Genomic DNA, 23,655 nt, shown 5'->3' on the forward strand with positions numbered 1-23,655 from the left:
TGCCCATTTCGGCCACGCCGGTGCCCAGGTTTACCACGTCGTTGCTGTCGGTCAGGTTGATATGGTCGAAGCCGTCGCCGCCATTCAGTGTGTCATCACCGTTGGAGCCCAGCAGCGTATCATCGCCAGCCCCCCCAAAGAGGCTGTCGTCGCTGTCGAGGCCGATCATATAGTCGGCCTCAGTGGTGCCGGTCACGGTATCGGCGCCGTTTGTGCCCAGGATGATCGACCCGCCAAAGAGGAAGTCGTCCACGCTGATGGCGCCTGCTGCGATACCTGCGAACGTCAGCACATTGCCGTTGCCGTCATCGAAGGTGGCGATGCCACCGGATTCGCCGATTCCGTCGACGATATCCCAATAGTCATAGCCCGAGCCGCGCAGGTCGATACGGTCTGTGCCCTGCGTGAAGTCGGTGATCACTGCCGTGCCGAAGCCCGCTGTCAGGCGGAAGAAGTCTGCGCCTGCACCGCCCGTGAGCGTATCGTCACCTGCACCACCCGTAAGCGTGTCGTCGCCGCAGCCGCCGGAAAGGTTGTTGTTGCCGTCGCCACCATTCAGCAAGTCATCATGGCAGCTGCCGGTCACGCCTTCGAAGTTCCGGTAGAGGTCGCCGCCAATCAGGGCACCGCCCGTATCAGACAAGGTGACGCCTGTCATGTCGATGCCTGCACTGAGGCCTGCGAAGTCGATCACATCAATGCCGTCACCGCCATCGACTGTGTCGTTGCCGCCTTCCGGGGCACCAGCGTTGCCATAGGGATCGAAGCCCTCAGGCGCAGCAAAGCTGAAGTCGTCTTCGTTGACGTTGAAGGTGGCTGTGTGGCCTGCACGGCTGTAGGAAGAATAGCCGCCTGCCGTAGGCACATAGGGCACATCAATGCCGGTCATGACCGCGTGGCTGGTGTCGCCTGCCGCGATTTCCGCGGCCGTGGCACCATTCTGCCATTCACCGTTGACGGAAATCCAGATGGCACCTGCGTCGGCATCGAATGCCACACCGATCACGTCGCCTTCGCGGATGCGGTCAAGGCCGTTCTGGCCGCTCCTGGAGCGACTGCCATCGCCTACATAGGTCCGGCCGATGCCACGCAGCATCAGCGAGCCGTCGATGGTGGCGAGATCCTGGGTCCAGTCACTGTCCGCAGGGGCGGCAATGGCCACATACAGGTGGCCGCCCTCACGCGCCACATCGGTGAGAGTGACTTCCCAATAATATTGGCCACTGTCGATATCTTCGTCGAGGGCTACACCTTCCCGGTTGCGCCCGCCTTCATAGGTGTAGATCAGGCCTCCGTCGGCCACGGTCACCTGTGACGCGTGGGTTGCGTCTTCCAGGGCTTTGTCCGATCCGCTTGCGCCTGCGAACGCCTGTACAGTGTCGTCGCCGCAGCCACCCATGATGATATCTGCGCCCGCGCCGCCATCCAGGACATCGTTGCCCGCACCACCCAGCAGCAGGTCAAGACCTTCGCCGCCCATGAGCGTATCGTCACCCGCCAGGCCATCCAGCGTCTCATCACGGAACAGGCCTTCGATCAGGTCGTCGCCCGCTGTGCCTTCAAGAGATGTTTCACCAAAATAGAAGTCAGCCGCCGTAAGGTCACCCGCAGTCACACCCGCAAGCGTGATTTCGCCATGGTCCGGCACCTCGACAATCGCGTCGCTGCCGTTCTGTGTGATCACCAGCGAAGAGAAGGTCACTGGCATGCGCGACAGGTCGATGACGTCGTCGCCAGAGGTGAAATCGGTCACCAGATCGCGGACAAAGTCGGCCTCGAAGACGAAAGTATCTGCGCCCGCGCCGCCCGCAAGCGTGTCGTCGCCACAGCCGCCGATCAGGCGGTCATCGCCGCCTTCACCCATGAGGTGGTTGGCGCTGTCGTCACCGATGATCGTGTCGTTGCCGTTCCCGGCTGCAATCGCTTCAAAGCCCGTGATCAGGTCGCTGCCCGTGCCGCCACTTGTGGTGCCGGTGCCAAGGTCAATCACATCGGCGCAGTTTGATCCGCTGAGCGTATCGAAACCGTCGCCGCCAGACAATGTATCGTCGCCTTCGCCGCCACTGATGATATCGTCACCGTCGCCGCCGCCAATGATGTCATCGCCATTGCTTCCGGTGATGGTGTCATTCCCTGCGGAGCCTTCATAGGCTTCTATATTCTGGTGGTTTGAGCTGACAACAATGGACTGGCCTTCGCTCAGGTGCGCATAGCTGATGACGTCATACCCGTCGCCGCCGTCGATCACATCACCTGCATCCACGCCCAGGATCACATCGTCGCCGTCGCCGCCAGTGATCGTGTCGTCGCCGTTGCCGCCCGAGAGCGTATCATTGCCGTCTTCGCCCAGGATCACATTGTCGCCGTCGCCACCATTCAGTTGGTCTGCGTAGGCGGAACCGCGGATATTTTCGAAGTTTCGGTATATATCCCCTGCGATGGTGCTATCGCCTTCGGCCTCCAGGCGGCTGTCACCCATGATGATGCCTTCAGGTGCGTTCGACAGGTCGATCCAGTCGATGCCATCGCCGCCGTCGAGCGTGTCGCCCGCGTCGCCTACTACATTGGCGCCACCGCCATAGCCGCTGTAGCCTTCAGGTGCGCTGAAGCTGAAGCTGTCTTCATCGAACGCGAAGGTGGCTGTGTGGCCTGCGCGGCTGTAGGAAGAATAGCCGCCTGCCGTAGGCACATAGGGCACATCAATGCCGGTCATGACCGCGTGGCTGGTGTCGCCTGCTGCGATTTCTGCGGCCGTGGCACCATTCTGCCATTCACCGTTGACGGAAATCCAGATGGCACCTGCGTCGGCATCGAATGCCACACCAATCACGTCGCCTTCGCGGATGCGGTCAAGGCCGTTCTGGCCGCTCCTGGAGCGACTGCCATCGCCTACATAGGTCCGGCCGATGCCACGCAGCATCAGCGAGCCGTCGATGGTGGCGAGATCCTGGGTCCAGTCGCTGTCCGCAGGGGCGGCAATGGCCACATACAGGTGGCCGCCCTCACGCGCCACATCGGTGAGGGTAACCTCCCAATAGTGCTGACCGCTGTCCTGCCCTTCGGTAAGGGCCAGGCCTTCCCGGTTGCGCCCGCCTTCATAGGTGTAGGTCAGGCCGTCAGCGGACACAGTGACCTGTGGGGCGTCGATGCTGTCGTCCAGCACGATATCCGCGCTGGCGCGTCCGCCTTCTGCCATGGCTTCAAGCCGCATGGTCATGGCGCCTGCATCAGGTTCGATAAAGATGGCCTGCACAGTGTCGTCGCCGCAGCCGCCCATCACCAGGTCGGCTCCCGCGCCGCCGATCATCATATCAGCGCCCGCGCCGCCTTCGATTGTATCGTCGCCTGTGCCGCCGTTGATCGTGTCGTCGCCGGTGCCGCCAACCATCGAATCTGCGCCCGCGCCGCCGTCCATCATATCGTCGCCGCAGCCACCCCACATTTCATTGTCCTGGCTGTCGCCGCCGAGAGAGTCGTTGCCGCTCGAGCCATTGATGATGCGTGTGAACAGGAAGTCGTCCAGGCTAATATCGTCTGGCACGATGCCCCGGATCAGCAGGCTGTTGCCATTGCCGTCTTCCAGGAGGGTGCCGTTGCCGACCTTGGTGAAGGTTACGTCGCTTGAGGTGCTGAGTGTCGACGACATATCGATGACATCAACACCGGATGTGAAGTCTTCGATGGTGTCATTGCCCCAGCTGGTGCCACGGAACACGAACCTGTCACTGCCGGAGCTGCCAGTCAGCAGATCATTGCCGCCGGCACCTTCGATGATGTCATCGCCGCCGCTGCCGACGATTGTGTCGTCGCGCGAGGAGCCCGTCAGGGTGTCGTCGGAGCCTGATCCGACAATTTTTTCGATGCCGCGCAAGGTGACGGTGCCGGTTGCTGTGGCTACGGTTCCAGTCTCCAGGTCGAGGGAAATGGCCTGTGATTGATCTGTGAATCTGGCAAGGTCGTCGCCTTGCCCGCCGTCGAGCGTGTCCGCTCCGCCGCCTGTGACCAGGGTATCGTCGCCGTTACCGCCCAGGATCAGGTCGCTGCCTGAGCCGCCGGTGATCACATCGCTACCTGCGTCACCGGAAAGGGTGGAGTTGTCCGAACCGGACGTGATTGTATCGTCACCGTTACCGCCGCTTGCGACGTCCGCCCCGCTGCCGGTGTTGATCCGGTCATTGCCGGCCCCACCATCAATGGTGTCATCGCCGGTGCCGCCGTCAATCTGGTCGTCACCTGATCCGCCATCGATCCTGTCGTGCTGGTGGCCGCCATCAAGCAGGTCGGCGCCTGCCCCACCGATCAATGAATCGTTGCCGCCCTGGCCGTAAAGCGTGTCGTCGCTGACCGTGCCGACGATTTCCTCGTCCCTGGAGTTGCCGATCCTGCGCACCCCGGTGGTGCCGCGGGAAATGGCTTGTTCGACCATGCTGATGGAGGTGTTGTTGAAAAGCAGCGTGCCAGCTTGATCGCCGCCATAGCTCAGCAACACATTGTTACCGGTCAGGTTCAGGGAATAATCAAGAATGTCAGATGTTCTGATCACATCGGCTGTCGTCAGGCCGTCGACAGTATCGTTACCCGATGACAGCACAAGGGTGTCGCGGCCGCCCCAACCAAGATTGATGAGGTCGTCCCCTTCACCGCTGTCGATGAGATCGTTGCCATCCAAGGCGTAAATGGTGTCATCTCCGGCGCCTGCGGAGATGACGTCATCCCCGCTACCAGCGGAGATAAAGTGCGCGCCATCCGACAGCAGGATGGTGTCATCCCCGGCGTTGGCATATATCCGGCCGGTGAAGGAGCCATCGCGGCTGTCGAACATGTCGTCACCAGCCGCGAGCGTCACGTCGCCGGTGATCGAGCCTGTGTTGTTGACCACGAATGTGCCGCCCAGCAGGCGCAGGTCGCCTTCGATGGTGCCGCTGTTGGTGATGGTGGGGTCGTAATACTGTGGTGTTGTATCGAACTGGACCGCGATGTCGGCTGAGATCGTACCGGTGTTTGTCAGGCTGTGACCTTCGACCAGGCGCGTAAAGCGGACGCCTATGGATTCATTGCCGTTCGGCCCTGTGTTCGTTGTGATTGTTCCATCATTATAGATGTGAACCGGCGTGTTGTGGGTGGCAAGAATGCCCGTTGCATTCACGCTGCCCTCAGTCAGGATGGTGCCGCTGTTGAAGAAGTTGCCGCCGCTCTGGAAGTTGACACCCGTGGCGTCGCCGCCGCCTGCCCAGGCATGCACCAAACCGCTGTTGATGGCGTTCCCTGACGATGACGTCGTTTCATAGCCGACCGCAGACCCTTCGGCCGACACGGCATAAATCTCGCCATTGTTGACGACAGTTGCGCTGTCATAAATATCGATGGCACGCAGGTATCCAGTCTGCGCCAGGGCAACAATCCTGCCTCCGTTGATGACCGTGTCGCCCGGGGTTGCATAGATGCCGGTGGTGCTTCCTTCGGTCCAGATGGTCCCAAGGTTAGAGAAATTACCGTCGACCTGGATCGGGCGATAGGTGCCCTTGAAGTAAAGTGCTTCTTCGGTTGGGATGACGGTGTTGCCCGAATAGATCTGGGCGCCTGTCTGAGCATCCACATCCGGGCGGGTGATATGGTCCGGGAAGAAGGTGAAGGGGACGCCAAGGTCAAGAATCTCATAGGCATAGACTCCGGAGCCCTGATCTTCATCAGTGGCCGGGATTGTGCCGTCGAAGCTGAAGTCCGCTTCCGTGAGGTCGGTTGCCGCGACATCGCGCAGCGTGATGCTGTTTCCAGAACCGTCTGAAATCACGGCATCATCGCCGGACTGGGTGATCACCAGATCGCTGAAGGCAAGACCAGTGCCGGACATTTCAATAATGTTGCTGCCACGGCTGAAATCGCGGATCACATCATTGCCCCAGCCAGAGGCAAAGTGGAACACGTCGTCTCCGGTGCCGCCAATGAGGGTGTCGTCGCCGCCCGCCCCTGTGAGCGCGTCCCGCTTGTCGCCGCCACGCAGGATATTGTCGCCGCCGTCGCCCACCAGCGTGTCATTGTTGGACGAGCCGATCACATTCTCAATATTGATCAGGCGGTCGCCCGTTGCGTCACCGCTGGATTGTCTGCCGCTCGAACTCAGGTCGATCGATACGCCCTTGTGGCTGCCTTCATAGGACGCTGTGTCGATTCCGCTGCCGCCGTCTATTCTGTCGTGGCCCAGCCCACCGACAATCGTGTCGTCGCCGTCTTGGCCGGCAACGGTGTCATCACCGCGCGCAGCATAGATTTTGGTGCTGCCGTCACCGTCAGTGAGGGTTTCATCGGCATCGGTCCCTACCATGATGCCACCCTTGAGGAAGGCGGTTTCATCAATGGTCTCGGCAGTGACGTTCAACAGCGTCAGGCTGTTGCCGCTACCATCGCTGATCACGGTATTATCGCCATCCTGGGTGATGATCAGGTCATCAAACTGTACGCCGCCTTCAGACAGGCCGATCAGGTCGTGGCCCAGGGTGAAGTCTTCAACGGTGTCGTTGCCCCAGTCTGGCGTCAGGACGAAAATATCGTCGCCTGCGCCGCCGCTCATGAGGTCTTCGCCATGGCCGCCGCCGAGGGTGTCGTCGCCTTCGCCGCCCTCGATCGTATCGTCGCTTTCGGAGCCGCGCACCAGGTCGTCGCCTTCGCCGGCCGTGATGACGCCATGAATCTGACCGCCTGTGCTGTCGATCGTGTCAGATCCATCGCCCAGGTTCAGGTCACCAGTAATTGTGCCTGTGTTGGTAATATCCATCCAGGTGTTACTGGCGTGAATGGCGCCGTCCAGCGTACCACTGTTGTTAACGGTGAACCCGTTGTCGGTGTACCGGTAACCGCTGGCATTCACGGCGATTTCAGCTGTCACCGTTCCTGTGTTTGTGAAGCTATGGTCACCGGAGCCTCTAAGGTCCACGCCGACAGAGTTGATGGTTTCAGTATTATCGATGGCGGTGATCTGGCCGCTGTTGGTTATCGATGTATCGCTAGACGATTCGGCTCGAATGCCGACACCAGAGGCTGCACCCTGCGCCAGAACGGTGCCAATATTGTTGAAGCTGCCACCCCAAACCTGAACCCCCATGGCGTGTAGGCCTGCCCAGGCTTCAATATGACCGCTGTTGACCGATGCGTCGGATGGGTCGTTGATATAGATTGTGGCAGCTTTGGCATTGTAAGTTTCAGCAATTGCATAAATTTCACCTTGGTTATCCAAGGCGGTGCCACTAACTGACAAGAAACCATAGGCCTCTTCTTGATTTTGCGCGATGGCGAGGATCAGGCCTTGGTTCACAAAGGTTTCTGCATGTGCCACGACAGCGTCGGCAGAATAGTAGCCTGTAAGGGCGCGAACAATGGCGGCCCCGTCGAACGTGAGGGTTTCTATCTGCGGTGACCCGACGCTGATAAGCCGCGAGCCATTCAGATTGACATAGGTGCCGGTTTCAATGGCGCCATCGGTGATATTTGGCCGGAAGCTCGAGCTGGCGATGTTGCTCCAGAAAGGCAGATAGCCGATTTCCGGCAGGTCCGCCCACGGGTCTGTGATGCCGAGCACGTCTGCAATCACCCCGGTCGGGCTGTCGTCTGTGGGGGTGGCTGTGCCGTCGAAGCTGAAGACGGCTTCCACCACATCCGTGGCCGTCACGTCTTCGAGTGTCAGCGTATTGCCGCCGCCTGAGATAAGCGTGTTGTCGCCGTCCTGCGCGATGACAAGGTCTGCGAACGTGAGGCCTGTGTCGGTGAAATCGAGGATGTCGGCTGTGGGGTCGAAATCTTCGATCGTGTCATTGCCCCAGCCGGTGTCGAAGGCGAACACGTCGCCACCCGAGAGGCCGCGCAGGATGTTGTCGCCGCTGTCGCCTTCGAGGCGGTCGCCCGCGAAGGAGCCGACGGCGTTTTCGATGCTGATCAACGTGTCGCCGTTATTGCCTTCGCCCGTCACCGTGCCTTCGGCCAGGTTGATGCTGACGCCAAGATAGGAATCGGCTGCCGATACCCAGTCGCTGCCTTCGCCGCCATCGAGCGTATCCTCGCCGGGGCCACCGACAAGATAGTCGTCACCGCCAAGACCAAGGATCGAATCATCGCCCGCGAACCCGTGGACCAGATTGCCATAGCTATCGGTCTGCCATTGGCCGTCGGCGTCTGAATTGAAGCTGTCCGCATAGTCCGTGCCTACATTGACCGTGTAGATATAGAACTGGTCACGGCCAATGTCCTCGAGCGCCACATTCTGGAGCGTCAGGCTGTTGCCTTCACCGTCGCTAATGATCACATCGTCGCCACTGCTGGTGATTGTCAGGTCATCATACTTGATGCCCAAGCGCGCGATATCGATGCGGTCTACATCGGGGTTGAAATCTGTGACGGTATCATTGCCCCATCCGGCGCGCAGGTCGATCACGTCGCCGCCGCTTCCCAGCGTGATCATGTCGTCGCCATTGCCGCCAATGATGGTGTCGTCGCCGTTGCCGCCGGCAAGGCTGTCGTTGCCGTCGCCGCCAAGCAGGCTGTCGGAGCCGTCACCGCCATCAATGGTATCGTCACCCGCCGACCCAATGATGATATCATGGCCAGCACCGCCATCGATGATGCCGTCAACGCTGCCGCCAGTGTTGTTCAGCCTGTCGTTGCCGCTGCTGAGGTCGACATTGCCGGTGATGGTGCCGGTGTTTGTCAGCGTGTCGTCGCCGACCCCCATATCAACATCTCCGGTGATCGAACCGGTGTTGTTAAAGATGTCAGTACCACTCTGCATCTTCACATCACCGATGATGGTACCGTCGTTGTTAAACGTTTCGTAGGAGCTCCAAGTGGCCCCGAGGTAGGCGATGTCAGCGTCAATCACGCCGCTGTTGATGATTATAGACCGGTAGCTACTATAGTTATGAATACCGATGCTGTCGCTTCCTGCGCTGCTTGTGCGGGCAAATAGTTCGCCGGTATTTTCGAAGGTAACGCCATCGGAGTTCACACTATGAAGATAAACAGCGGTAGCAAGGACGAAGCCATTCGCTGTGATTGTCCCATGGTTTTGGCTAGTGCCATCGCCATAGAGAAGTTCAACGCCGGTCGAAGAGCTCTCACCCGCCCACGATTCGATAGTCCCATGGTTTATCAGCTGGCCAGAGCGAAGTGAGACGCCTGTGGCGTCATAACCGGCTATGGAATATATGTTTCCATGGTTTTCAACTTTACTCCTGTAGTTGCCTTGAACGGCAGTATTCCAGCCATCTTCATCAATCGCTACAATCGTGCCGTTGTTGGTCAGCCTAAGGTATGGATCGATATAAATGGTAGAGTGGTCTCTGTATGGCTCGTCATACTCGACCCAAATAAGGCTGTCGTTGGCGACATGTGAGTTTAAAGTCAGGAAACGCGACTCGTTTGTCCCTGGGTTATAGATTTCACTTTCGATATCGTCAGAGATTAGTCCACCGTCGTGGGTCGACGATCCAGACGGCCGCACCAGAATGTCGGGCAGGCTAGTCCAGGGCGCGAGAATGCCGAGATAGTCGCCAAGGCTGCCGGGGACAACAAAATCGTCTTCCGTGATGTCGGCACTATCATGGCCCACGAGGGTGACCTGGTTGCCAGATCCATCAGATACAATCACGTCATCGCCGCAGCTGGAGATTGTCAGGTCGTCAAAATTGGCGTCACTGAAAATCAGCCGGTCGTGGCCGGTGCCGAAGTCGGTGATAACGTCGTTTCCGGTAATGACGAAGATGTCCCTACCGGTTCCGCCGGTGAGCGTGTCGTCGCCATTGCCGCCATCGAGATAGTCAAGGCCTTCACCACCCAGGATGATGTCGTCGCTTTCAGAGCCGATGATGGTGTCGTCACCACCGCCGGCCGAAATAGCGCCGACGATCTGGCCGCTGGTGCTATCAACGCGGTCGTCGCCGTCACCAAGCAGGATATCCCCTTCGATCGAGCCCGTGTTTTCGATCACGAAGATGCCGCCATTGTCCAGGTCCAGGTCACCGATCAGCGATCCGCTGTTGATGATGGTCGGGTCATAATAGGTGTTGCCCAGGAACTGGATCGAGATATCGGCCTCAATGGTACCGGTATTGGTGACCTTGTGGCCATTCTGGATGGTCGTGAAGGTTACGCCAACAGAGCCATTGTCCACGTCACCGGACACAGCGGTGATGGTGCCATTGTTGACGAAATCGGTAACATAGCGGCCGTCAAAGCGAACGCCGCGCGCGCCCACGGACCCTTGTGCCAGGATGGTGCCATCATTGGTGAAGCCGCGCTGCCATTCCAGTTCCACGCCGGTGGCGTAGCCGCCGTCGGCCCAGGCTTCGATATGGCCGGTATTGGTCAGGATACCGCCGTTGTTGGTGAAATAAACAGTGGTAACATTGCTGTTGCCAGCCGCGACAATGGAGCCGCTATTGTCGATGTTGTAGGCCCGAACGCCATAAAGTGAGGCGTTATGACCGATGATCACGGTTGAGCCACTGTTATTGAACTGGCCAATGTTGTAGATGCCGTTGCTGGAATAATAGCTGTAGCCCAGCTCGAGCCATATCTGGCCCTCGTTGGTCAGGCTGTCGCCGCTATAGCCGCGGATGGCGCGGGAATAGTTCGGGACCTCGATATTGATGTCTTCGTCGGCCCCCACGGTGCGATTGCCCGAGATATAAAGCGAACTGGTATAAGGGTCTGATCCCGGCTGCGCATACCCGGAAGGCATCTCGGCCCATGGGTCGGTGATGCCCAGCGCTTCCTGGATGCTGTCAGCATTGTCGCCGTTGGTGAACGGGATGACGCCATCGAAGCTGAAAATGGCCTCGGTCACGTCGGTGCTCGCCACGCCGACAAGCCGGATGCTGTTGCCCGACCCGTCGGAAATGACTGTGTCGTCGCCATCTGCTGTGATGATCAGGTCGGCGAAGGTCAGGCCTGTGCCGCTGACTTCCAGAAGGTCTCCGTCGACGTTGAAGTCGGTGATGACGTCGTTGCCCCAACCCGCGGCATAAACGAAGACATCGTCACCGTTGCCGCCCGAAAGCGTATCGTCACCGGCGCCGCCTGTCAGGAAATCCCGGGCGCCGCCCTGGCCGCCAGACAGCTGGTTGTCGCCGGAATCGCCCTTGAGAGTGTCAACATAGGTGCTGCCCACGATCGCTTCGAAGCCCGATAGCACGTCATTGTCGCCCGAACCACTTGTCGCCGTACCGGCCGACAGGTCGACAGCCACGGCAGTGTCCGAGTCTGCATAGGTCGCGATATCGTATCCGGCGCCACCGTCCAGTGTATCAGATCCAACGCCGCCGCTGACCGTATCATTACCGTCGCCTGCAAGGATGATATCATCGCCTGCACTGGCGCTGATGGTCCCGCCGATGGTCCCGGTATTGGTGACCGTGTCGTCACCGATGCCCAGAACGATGTCGCCGGTAATGGTGCCGGTATTTGTCAGGTTCACCGTGGCCAGGTACGCACGCACACCAATGTCTGCGGTGATGGTTCCATCATTCGTGATGGTGACCAGGCTGGCTTGGTTCCCTGACGAATAAACGCCGTAACTGGTACCATATTCATAGTGGCGACTTGCAGTAATGATACCCGTGTTGGTGAGGGAGGTTTCACCGGAATAGATTCCAACCCCGAACGACAGACTGCCCCCTTCCGCAAGCAAGGTGCCTGAGTTGGCGAGGGTGTTGTCGCCGTAAAGGCGCATCGCAGAGGCGAGGCCGCCTGTGCCGGTCCAGGCGTGGATGGTGCCACTGTTTGTATGGGAGCCCGTTTCGCCTGCCGCGTTATAATAGACGCCCGTCGCGCTTTCCGTGCGTGACAGCGCCTGGATCGTGCCGCTGTTTGTCAGCCCTGTTGACGCCGCTGTGGCTCGTCCCTGAACAGATACCCCATAAGCGTCGGAATAGTAGGACACGGCCGATATACTGCCGCTGTTTGTAAGGGTATCCCAGCCGTCTCCGGCCACACCGACCGCAGAATTATAGGTATGGAGCTTGCCGTGCGAGACAAAGATATTGCCTTCGTTATTGAGGCTGGTGCCGGTATCGCCGCTGCTGATCACACCGCGTGCATAGGAGCCAAGCTCGACATAAACCTCGTCGTCAGCGCTGATGGTGTGGGTGCCGGACACCACAAGCGGGTCCGTACTGCTGCTGCCTGTGGGGTTGTAGATCAGCGTCGGATAGGCAAGCCAGGCTGAAAAGTCCCACACGGTGGTCAGATAGTCGGCCGTGACAAAGCTTGAAGCACCCAGTTCCGTTGCCTCGACACCTTCAAGCGTGATGGCAAGGGATCCATCACCGGTGATGACGGTATTCTCGCCTTCCTGAACAATTGTCAGTTCCGAATAGCCCAGGGATGTGCCGGCGATGTTGATGCGGTCCTGTCCAACGACAAAGTCCGTGATGCTGTTGGTGCCGAAGGGACTGCTGAGCACGAAAACGTCCGCGCCCATGCCGCCCGTCAGCGTGTTGTCGCCGTCCTGGCCCACGATGGTGTCGTCGCCGTTGCCGCCGGAAATGATATCATCCAGATAGGAGCCAAGCAGATAGTCATTGCCGCTCGTGCCTGTGTGGACATTGGTGAAGATGAAGTCTTCGGCGGTCAAAGCCGAGGCGTCGACGCCTGTCAGCAAAATGCTGTTGCCGCTACCGTCGGAAACCAGGGCGTCATCGCCTTGCGCGGTGATCGTGAGGTCAGCAAAGCTGAGACCCGTGGTGGCCAGGCTGAGCCGTTCGCTGCCAGCATCAAAGCCTTCAATCGTGTCGCTGCCCCAGCCTGAACCGAAATAGAAGCGGGTATCGTCGCCCGCGCTGATGATCAGGTCATTGCCCGCACCGCCCGTGACGTGTGCGCCCTTATTGACCGACACAGTATCGTCGCCGTCGCCCCCTGAAATGACAGCCTTGCCGTTGCCGGCGATGGTGATCAGGTCGTTGCCGCTGCCGCCATCAATGGTATCGCCGGTACCGTATGAGCTGGCGGAACTGGTAATGGTGTCGTCGCCATTGCCACCATATAGCGCGTCCGTGCCGCTTGCGCCGCTAATCAAATCGGCGCCATCGCCACCGTCCAGAACACCGCTATAATAGCTGTTGGACAGGGTATCGTCGCCCGCGCCGCCGAAGACTGTTACATTGTCATTGACGATGATTTTGTCTGCCAGGTCAGTGGCAATCACGGCCTCAATGTGATTGATCCGGAGGTCGTCTATCGACAGTTGGAGGCCTCCAGAAATGGAGACATCCAGTGCTTCATCGAAGTCGGCAAAGCTGACGGTGTCTTGTCCGTCGCCGCCGTCGATATGGCCAGGGGAGCCGGATACATAGAGAAGGTCATCGCCAGCACCGCCCAGCAGTGTATCCTGGCCGTCGCCGCTACGCAGGGTATCGTCGCCAGCCAGCCCTGCCAAAAGATCCGCATTTGCGCCGCCGCCAAGCGAATCGCCGTTCGCCGTACCAAAGACGGTGAAGCCGCCTGCTTCATTGTCCTGGCAACCGCCGCCAACAGGAGCAAACAGGAAGGTGTGCGTGCCGCCGGAGGTCGCATGAGGCGGCAGGTGAACCAGCTCGCCTTCAAAACCCTCCAGGGTGAACTGATAGCTGGACCCTCGGAAATCCAGCGTTACAACCGTATTGCCGTCCACAACTTCAGAGCTCGGCCCTATCTCATAGTAGCTGGTTGAGACCTGAATGCTGTCAGCAGTTGTGAAGTTGCGAATAACTGTGCCGTCCAAATTCTGGACGTCATAAGACGACAGGCCTGTACGCACGACGTCGGCGTCATTGTCGGCGCCGAGGTCAACGGTATCATCCCCCGTCCCAACGGTTATCGTGTCGCTGCCTTCGCCGCCCAGCTGCAGGTCGTTGCCGCTGCCGCCACGCAGCAGGTCATCGCCGGCGCCGCCGTCTAGTGTATCGTCGCCGCCATTGGCCGTGAGTGTGTCGTTGCCGTCGCCACCTGACAGCAGGGTGCGGCCTTGATTCCAGTCATCATCCAGGATGACATCGTCGCCTGCGCCGCCAAGCAGCGTATCGTCGCCACCTTCCGAGCGAATGGTGTCGTTGCCGTCACCGCCTTCGATGCGGTCGTTGATAGTGGCTTGTGACGACGTGGTTTCGTGTGCAAGCAGAAGGTCATCACCGCTGCCACCAAGCAGGGTGTCTTCGCCGTCGCCCCCCACCATGGTGTCATTGCCGTCGCCGCCGGACAGGCTGTCCTGGCCGCCGCTGCCTTCCAGAAGATCATCACCCGCATTGCCAGCCACAATGTCATCGCCATCGCCGCCACGGATAAAATCATCGCCGTTGCCACCGACAGCACTGTCGTTGCCGGCCCCGCCGCTGATGGTGTCATTGCCGCCGTTGCCGCGAAGAATATCGTCGCCGCCTTCACCGGAAAGGCGATCCGCATTGCCGGTGCCATCAAAGATATCGTTATTGGCGCTGCCAAAGAAATCAGCGCCGCCTTCAGTATTGTCGGCCTGGGTTGTGTCTGACGCCACCAGTTTGAAGGTCAGTTCATTGCCTGCCTCGGCCAATACGATTCTGGAGCCGACAGCCCCGTTGATGCGGATGGACCCCTGCAAGGGATCGGCATCGCCGCGCCCGAACGTGAACATGACGATAAGGTCGTCGCCCAGTGCCTGTGTCTGGATGCCGCTATAGTCGGGTTCGTAATTCAGGCCGCTTAGGTCGAATACAATCCTGTCGGCTTCGGTCCAGTTTTCGAACTCCGTGCCGTCCAGGCGGGAGGTCAGTTCGGTGTAACCAAGGCGGATGGTATCGGTTACATCGTCTTCACCCAGATCGACGAATGCATCCGAACTGGCCAGGTAAATCAGGTCTTCACCGGCGCCGCCCTCAATCGTCATCTTGAAAGCGGAGGAAGCGGTCTGCGCCCGGATGGTATCGTTGCCGTCCCCGCCCATCAGCAGCATGGCCCCGGAGCTGATACTGTCGTCGCCGTCCCCGCCCGAAAGGGTGTCCCGGCCGCTGCTGCTGGTGGTCAGCTTGTCATTCCCGGCGCCGCCTTCCAGAAGATTGCCTCCGGAGTAATAATAGTAAGGGCTGCCTTGGTCATCGAGCGTGTCGTTACCGTCACCACCCCTGAGCGTATCATCGTCACTGCCGCCACTGAGCTTGTCGTTGCCCGTGCCGCCCTCGATCACCTGGCTGTCTCGGCCCCCTAGCAGAACATCGTTGCCCGCGCCACCAAGCAGGGTGTCGTCACCTGTGTCATATTGGTCGGAAGTAAGCGTGTCGTCGCCATTGCCGCCATCAAGCAGATCTCTGCCCTGGCCACCGACCAGGACATCAGCGCCCTCGCCGCCTAACAGGGTGTCCTGGGCTGCGCCGCCTTTCAGTGTGTCGTTGCCGTCGCCGCCGACAAGGCGGTCGTTGCTGCCTTCGCCGATCAGATAATCGTCACCCAGCCCGCCCTCAAGGGTATCATTGCCCCAGTAGCCCGACAGGCTGTCATCGCCGTCGCCGCCAACAATACTGTCATGGCCTTCACGACCGCTGATCCGGTCATTACCGGCTGTGCCCGACAGGGTTTCGCCAGAATCGGCACCGATAATATCAAGTCCGCCAAAGGCATTGCTTTCAGAAACCTCACCAGTTTCGGAATAATAGATCACAAACGTGTCGCCAAACGCGGCGCCCACGAATCCGCCTGTCGTCAGGCCGTTTACCGTGAAGGTGACATCATGATAGAAAACCTTGACCGTGACCTGCATGTTGCCGTCAACGACAGAGCTGGTCACACTGTAGTCGTCTTGTCCGTTCAGGGGCACAGACAGATGGTCGTGAGTGGTCCAGTTTTCAAAGACCGTGTTGTTCAGGCGATAGAGGTTGTCCCATGACTGCACGCCAACAATGTCACCGTCGGTATCCTCGCCCAGGTCAATGTTGGATCCACTGGCCGTGACATAGATGGTGTCGGCGCCCGCGCCTGCATTGACCATGGCAGTGGCATCAATCCGGATATAGTCATCGCCCGCGCCGCCCAACAGGGTTGTTTGCGATGCACCGGCCAAAAGGCTGTCGTCGCCGTCACCACCGGAAAGGGTGACATTTTCGGCATAGGCGCGCAGCGTATCGCTGCCTGCATCACCAGAGGCCACCACACCCGAGACATTGACCCTGACCAGATCATCGCCGTCACCGCCGGAAACGGTCGAATTGATGCCGGAAACATAAAGCACGTCGTTATCGGCATCGCCCGATGCCACGACACGGCTGGTGTGAATTTGCAGCGTATCGTCGCCGTTGCCGCCGCGCAGTGTGTCGCCGTTTCCCGATCCGCTATGCAGCCGGTCGCTGCCGTCACCGCCTTGCAGGCTGTCTGTGCCGTCCTCGCCGAGCAGAGTGTCGTTACCGGCACCCCCCCGCAGCGTATCGTTGCCCGCGCTGCCGGACAGCCTGTCGTTGCCACTGTCCCCGTCGATTTCGTCGTTGCCAGCGCCACCGCTTACGGCGTCATCGCCGCTGCGGCCAAGGATGCGGTCGTCGTTGGCCGTGCCGTCCAGCGTGTCGCTGTCGGCGGTGCCAATGATACCGCCGGCGTCAATGTTGAGGTCAGCAGGCGTCAGGTCGTCGGCCGTGACATTCAGAAGCCGGATCGAATTGCCGCTTCCGTCTTCGATCAGCGCATCATCGCCATCCTGGGTGATGGTCAGGTCCAGGAAGGTGAAACCTCGACCCGACATGTCGATCCGGTCGGTGCCCACCTCGAAATCGGTGATGGTATCGTTGCCCCAGCCAGCCACCTGGTAGGAGAAGGTGTCCGCGCCTGCGCCGCCGGTCAGGCGGTCATCACCGGTCTCCGAAGGCACATGCCGGATGTCACCGTCGAGCGTATCGTCACCGTTGCCGCCAACCAGTGTGTCGTTGCCCGCGCGCCCGTATAGTTGGTCATCGCCGTCGCTGCCGTCCAGCGCGTCGTTGTTCTGGTTGCCCCACAGGGTGTCATTGCAGGCGCCCCCCTTGAGGGCTTCGATGTGAGCCATGTCGGAGATGATCAACTGGCCTTCGGCTGTCACAGGGCCGTCGATTTCTGCGTTGACTGCATAGTCGCGACCAAGCTGGTCCCGCAGGACCGTCATCAGGTCAAGAAGATCGGTCCCGTCGCCGCCATCGATGATGTCATTGCCTGTGGTCGCATAGATGGTGTCGTCACCGCCAAGGCCCGTGATGGTATCGGTGCCGGCGGTACCGGCCAGGGTGTCGTTCCCCGACGTGCCTTCGATAATCCCGCTATCCAGGTTAAGCTTGTCTGCTGTGATGTCGGCGGCTGTCGTATTCACCAGTCGAATGGAATTGCCACTACCGTCTGCTATCAGGGCATCGCTGCCATCCTGGGTAATGGTCAGGTCGCTGAAGGCCAGGCCCGTGCCGGACATATCGATCTGGTCAGATGCGTCCGCATAGTCTGCAATGGTGTCGTTACCCCAGCCTGCGCCAAAGACGAACAGGTCTGCCCCATCGCCCCCGGTCAGGACATCGGTGCCGGCGCCACCAGTCAGGGTATCGTTACCACTGCCACCGACAAGCACGTCATCACCGTCGCGCCCAGACAGCTGGTCGTCGCCGCCGCCGCCATCAAGGGCATCATCATTCTGATTGCCTGACAGGGTATCGTTGCAGCCGCCACCCCTCAGTGCTTCGATGGAGGCCATATCGGTAACCAGAATTTCGCCACCTGCAGACGTCACGGCACCGTCTATTTCCGCGTTCACAGCAACATCGTGACCAAGCTGGGCATTCAGCGCAGTCATCAGGTCAAGAACATCGGTTCCGGTGCCGCCATCGATAACGTCACCGCCAGTAGTCGCATAGATGGTATCATCACCATCAAGCCCGCGGATGGTGTCGGCAGAAGCCGTTCCTTGAATTGTATCGGAATTGTTCGTACCTGACAGGTCCGCCATACGTCCCCCATAAACGTTGATGCGCGGTAGCAAAGTGCTGCGAATAAAACAAAATATTCCGACTTTAGACCGTGTTAAGGGGCTTGTGTCAAGCGCTTAGTGTCAATCTACCCATATTGTTTCCGCCATTATATTTTGGTTGCTCCGCCGGGTGTCTGTTTTTGGTCGGGCGGCCTTGAAAAAGCGCAGTTTCCTCCCCGAGATTTTTACAGGGTTTTTTCTGCAACGCTCTCAATACAACCTGTCTGACAACAGTTCTGACGTCAGGACGATGGATTGCGTTGCTGCTATTTTGACGAAGTGATATACACCTAATAGTAGATATCGCATCGCTATAGATGTAAAAGTTCAAGAGTTCCCGAATGTAATGAGGCAAGGATTGGGTGCCTTCCCGGCAGTCTCTCCCGCGGTACAGATGTGTCTGTACCGACAGGGGAGCTGTACTTCAGGTAGGTGGTCAGTCCGGTATCCGGGCCGCCAGGGGGGCGGTCCATAACGCAACCAAGGGCACCCACCATGACTGTTCATCCACCAAACACCGCACCCAACCTGTCTGAACCACTGATCACCGAACCGCCGCAGATGTCGCCGGGTGTGCCGACCGCAGACCTTGGCCCGTTGCAGTATCTGATCGGCACCTGGACCAACCAGAATCTGCCAGGCACCAGCATGGGTGGGCCACAGGCGCCCTATGCCTATAATGTGATGCCCCTGCCGCAGGTGGACCCATCGAGCCCGTCAGGCTTCATCCTCAAGAATTTCACTTACTATGAAGAACTGACGTTTTCAGCCATTCACGGTAGCGCCGCAAATCGCGGGGGTATTGGAACACAGACCGCCTATACGATCTTTTACGAGCAACGCGTCTATTTTGCCGAAGGGCCAAACAAGGATGCGCTGGTGCACGCGGAAAACGGTTCGCTTCTGTTCCTGCGTGACGGTACGCAGCAGCTGGGCCCCTACGGCAATGGGGACCAGCCGGGTATCGGCAACCAGACGGTCAAGGACAGCATGGCGCCAACCCAGGCCTTCAATGTGGTCAAGCAGGTATCGGTACCGCACGGCAACTCGATCCTGGCGCTGGGCAATTATACGGGCAGCAACGCCGGATCAGGCGTCCCGACGATCCCACCCGCCACCGTGCAGCCTGAAGGCTTCAGCGGCCTGCCGCCCCAATATACCACCCAGGACCCGGTGACCAACCCGCAGCCCAACTTCACGGCAAACCCAAACCTGGTGCTTGAGAATGCGTTGGCGGCCAGAAAACCGACCAACTTCCTGGAGCTGGCGTTGAGCACAAGGAACGGCAAGGGCGCTGTGACCAACATTGGGTTCGAACAGCAGCACGCCAACGTGCAGTGCTACGATTTCACCTATTGGCTCGAATCCTTCGACGGGACCGACAATTATACCCAGTTGCAATATAGCCAGTCCATCTGGATGCAGCTGCCGGTGGGGGGGCGCTTCCTGACCTTCCCGCATGTCACGGCGAACACATTGACCAAAGTTCCGGGTTCTTAAAACAGTGCCGGGCGCCTGAGCTGGATCGGGCGCCCGACACAGAGGCATTCCAATAGAGACAAAGGACACACCCATGTACGACACGACCCAAAAAAGCGATCCTCTGCTGCCGCCAACTGAAGCGGAAAAGGCACTGATCAACACCATCAACACCTCGCCCGCCTGGAACCGGGAAAAAGTGCTCAGCGATCTGACCGAACACTTGAAGGTGGCGGTTAAGATCGAACTCGCGACCCTGCCAATCTATCTCTACACCTATTATTCCATCAACCGGACGCCGGAGGGCTTTCCGTCCACCAACGTGACCCGTTTCGCCGATGAGGCCGGCGGCCTGATCATGAGCGTAGCGGTGGAAGAGATGCTGCATATGTCGCTTGCATCCAACATTCTTGATTCGCTCGGGCAGGACCCGGAGCTGTATGGGAATTCACCATGGCCTTACCCGGCCAACCTGCCAGGCCACACCTACCTCGGGCCGGACGGCAAGGCGATGCAAATACCGCTGGCGCCCTTCTCGCTCGAGCAGATGTGGCAGTTTCTTGAGATCGAATATCCGGCCATGCCAGATGCGCCGCCGCAACCGGGCGCTTGGTCGACGATCGGGCAGGTCTATTCCTATGTGCGCTGCCTCATCCTGTCGAAATACATCACGGACGCAGATTTCAATCAGCGCCAGACTGCAAGCCAGATCCAGGACACCAACTATTCGCCCAACAATATTGATACAGCCTATCCTACCGGCAGCTTCGACAAGAAATGCCCGGTGCCGACACCGACGGCGGGGTCTGCTGCAACTGTGGCGGAATTCTCCAGCCGGGATGACAGCCACGCAGGCGGCGTGCAGCTTCTGACCGTCAATTCAAAAGAGAGTGCGCTCCTCGCGATCCAGACGATCGACGCCCAGGGCGAAGGCTATGATTTCACCAAGTTCGACGATCCATCGGACCAGGAGTTTTCGCACTATTATAAATTCCTGACGCTGCAGTCGAACCTTGAGGGCTATGACCCGGCCCACGAAAAAATACCGCATCAGAACCCGACCCCGCCGGCGCCCGCCGCGACAACCATCACGAATTCTGATCTGGCGAGCTTCGTCTATAATGTGCCCACCAACCCGGTGGCGGCCAACTATGAAGACGGCTTCAATGACTGTGCAAATGTGGTGAACGGTCTTTACCAGTATATGCTGATCATGACCGAGACCATCTTCAAGATCCCACCGGCCCAGCAGAAGCTTTATTTCAACCAGTCCCTGCACCGGTCCATGATCTGGATTCTCGACAAGGTCATTCAGGCCATGCGTGTCCAGCAGGCGCCCATCAAGGGCAGCTGCCTGACGGTCGCCTTTGCACCATCGTTCGAGAATGTCGACCTTGGCACCCGCGACAAGGCGTTTGGCAACCTGTGCCACATGGTTACCAAGTTGAACAAAAAAATTGGCACAGAGAAATGGTACACCGATGACATCCAGGGCTATATCAACATGATCCCTAGCCTCTTTGATGTCAGCCCTTACTGGACATCGGGCATCGTGCCGGCGGATGTGCTGGATGCCAATGTGGCGGCGGCAAAAGCGGCCACCACCTTCAAGACCTATCCGGCGTCAGCGCCGAACCCGCCATCGATGGTGTGCGACATCACACCCTATCAGGGCATTCCGAAATTCCCGCAATATCCACCAAAGGATATCGGGGCTGACGAGGTGCGTCACGCCTGTATGGGGCTGAACAGCTGCAAGGGGCAGGGCCGTACCCGGGACAATGCCTGCGCGGGCCAGGGTTACTGCTCGACGGCGCTTGCCTATAATTATACCAAGCCGGGTGAGCCAATCGTCTCCGACCATACTTGCCACGTGAAGAACAACTGTGCGGGCCAGGGCGGTTGCGGCCTCTACGGTACGGCGGAAGAGCAGTATAACGACCCGAGCAACAACGCCTGCGCCACCAAAGGGTCGTGCGCGACGCCGATCAACGCCGAGCGTTTCTCCACCATGGGCAAGAACCAGGGCAAGAGCGTCTGGGTGCGGGCACGGGAGATCTTTGAGACGGAAACCTACCCGGAACTCCGCAAGAAGAAGCCGCACCTGCCCGAAAAGCCCGGCACTGTGCCGCATCCCAACCTGTTCCAGTATGGCCCGACCATTCAGTGGATACAGGACTATAGCGGCCAGGGCATGACCGCCTGTGGGGCATCCGGCATGAGCGGCGCAGGTAGCTGCAGCTGATGGATGGTGCGGTAAAGCAAAGCGTTGCGCAGGCTGACGCTTCGGGCCCAACCTTCGAAAGGTTGGGCCTGGGGGTCGGGCTGCGCAACAGCCATTTCGACCATATCCTGAAGGCCTGGCCCGAGGTGGACTGGTTCGAAGCCATTTCAGAGAATTTCATGGATTCAGGCGGACGACCGCGCTGGGTCCTGGACCAGATCAAGGAACGCTATCCCATCGTGCTGCACGGGGTGTCCATGTCGATCGGCAGCACCGACCCGCTGGATAGGGCGTATCTTGCCAAGCTGAAAGCGCTGGCGGACGATGTGAAGGCCCGGTGGGTCAGCGACCATCTGTGCTGGACCGGGATCATGGGCCTCAACAGCCATGACCTCCTGCCCCTGATGTTGACCGAAGAGGCCCTCACCCATGTGGCGGCGCGGGTGCGCATAGTGCAGGACGTGCTCGAACGCCCGCTGGTGCTCGAAAACCCTTCCAGCTATGTGCAGTTCCAGCAGTCGACCATCAGCGAACCGGATTTCCTGCGCGCCCTGTGCGACCAGACCGGCTGCAAACTCCTTCTGGACGTCAATAATGTCTATGTCACCTGCTTCAATGCGGGGACGAGCACGGACGCTTATATGAAGGCTTTCCCCTTTGAGCATGTCGTTCAGATGCATCTGGCCGGGCACCAGCATTGCGGCACCCACATTGTGGACACCCACGACGGCCCGGTGTGTGACGAAGTCTGGCAGCTGTTCCGCGCCGCCTGGCAGAAAACCGGCGGCGCCAGCCCGCTTCTGGAGTGGGACGGCGACGTGCCGGAATTCGACCGCGTGCACGCCGAGGTGCTGCGCGCCCGCGCCTATATCGACGGCATTGATCCGGTAGAGGCAGTGGCCACCCGCTCGCGCACCAGTGCCGCCACCTCCACGCCGGTGGATTTCATGGTGCCGAACGTGATGGGTGAGAGCAGGATGCAGACCCTATGACCACAGCGACGCTCCCAGACATGCAGCGCTGGATGATGGAGGCGCTGATCGCCCCCGGCAGGGTGGACGGCGCAAGTGTGGCGGGTACCTTCAAGCCCGGCGCCCACATTGACGCTGCCGCCTGCCTGGGTATCTATCAGCGCAGCTATATCCTCAGGCTTCGGCAGTGCCTCATTGAGCAGTTCCCGGCCACCGCACACGCGCTGGGGCAGGACCTGTTCTGTGATTTCGCGGATGAGTATCTGCGCAGCTGCCCGTCAGACAGTTATACGCTCTATGAACTGGGCCGCCGGTTCGCAGGCTGGATTTCAGACAACCGCCCGGACAAGGACCTGCCGGAGGACGAGCGCGAAAGCTGGATCGATTTCATGATCGACCTTGCGACGTATGAGCGTGCGCTGTTTCACCTGTTTGACGCGCCGGGGCATGAAGGCAAACCCTGGCCTGATGGGCAGGAGGCTGACGCGGAGCTGACGCTTTTGCCGTCCCTTGTGCTGGGGCACTACCGTTTCCCGGTGGCCTGGTATTATCATGAAGTGCGCGCAGGCAAATCGCCAGCGCATCCGGGCCAGGCAGCGCAGTATGTCGCCGTCGTGCGCCGGGATTTCCAGACCACCACCTATCCCCTCAGCCCGTTCCACCACCGCTTCCTGATGGCAGTCCAGCAACTCGGCAGCATCGATGCGGCACTCGAAGACCTCGCGGCCTGGAGCCAGCGGCCCCTTGAGGACGTCAGGAACTCCTGGCGCACGGACGTGCGGCAAGGCTGGATTGATGCCGGCTTCTTCATTCGCCGCGGAGACGCGTAACAGGAAAACAGGCAGTAGCTGGCTGCCTGCCGTCTCTCCCTGAATTCAGAAATGATTGGCAACCCGGCCGGTTCCGGGTGGGGGGCTATTTTTTTGGTGGTATGTGATTCCCCGACAGTTGCAAAAATATTTTATTCAGCTATAAAAAAATATACGAGTTAAAAAATTAAATTAAGGGACTAGAGA

5 protein-coding genes are annotated in these 23,655 nt (G+C 59.4%); 4 read left to right on the forward strand and 1 reads right to left on the reverse strand.

Going from position 1 to position 23,655, the window contains the following annotated elements; translation table 11 throughout:
• The coding region (locus B3Z17_RS09325; protein WP_286829546.1) for a M10 family metallopeptidase C-terminal domain-containing protein at window positions 1-17,944 on the reverse strand (17,944 nt) is incomplete at its 3' end.
• 516 nt (window positions 17,945-18,460) lie between these two features.
• On the opposite strand from B3Z17_RS09325, the gene B3Z17_RS09330 reads away from it, so the two are divergent.
• The 4 genes from B3Z17_RS09330 to B3Z17_RS09345 all read left to right on the forward strand — a co-directional run bounded on the left by B3Z17_RS09330 (window position 18,461) and on the right by B3Z17_RS09345 (window position 23,469).
• On the forward strand, window positions 18,461-19,465 hold the full coding sequence (locus B3Z17_RS09330; RefSeq protein ID WP_286829547.1) for a heme-binding protein: 1,005 nt from the start codon (window positions 18,461-18,463) through the stop codon (window positions 19,463-19,465).
• 73 nt (window positions 19,466-19,538) lie between these two features.
• Window positions 19,539-21,689 carry a ferritin-like domain-containing protein gene (locus B3Z17_RS09335; protein WP_286829548.1) on the forward strand — a complete coding sequence of 717 codons (2,151 nt, stop codon included), beginning with the start codon at window positions 19,539-19,541 and terminating at the stop codon, window positions 21,687-21,689.
• Complete coding sequence (locus tag B3Z17_RS09340; RefSeq protein ID WP_286829549.1) at window positions 21,689-22,660, forward strand: DUF692 domain-containing protein; 972 nt, start codon at window positions 21,689-21,691, stop codon at window positions 22,658-22,660. The genes B3Z17_RS09335 and B3Z17_RS09340 overlap by 1 nt, the downstream gene beginning before the upstream one ends.
• Window positions 22,657-23,469: a DNA-binding domain-containing protein gene (locus B3Z17_RS09345; protein WP_286829550.1), complete on the forward strand. Its 813-nt coding sequence runs from the start codon at window positions 22,657-22,659 to the stop codon at window positions 23,467-23,469. Before B3Z17_RS09340 ends, B3Z17_RS09345 begins: the two co-directional genes overlap by 4 nt.
• Window positions 23,470-23,655 lie beyond the last annotated feature (186 nt).

Origin of the sequence: Kordiimonas sp. UBA4487 (assembly GCF_002389025.1) — a bacterium.
Classification (GTDB): domain Bacteria; phylum Pseudomonadota; class Alphaproteobacteria; order Sphingomonadales; family Kordiimonadaceae; genus Kordiimonas; species Kordiimonas lacus.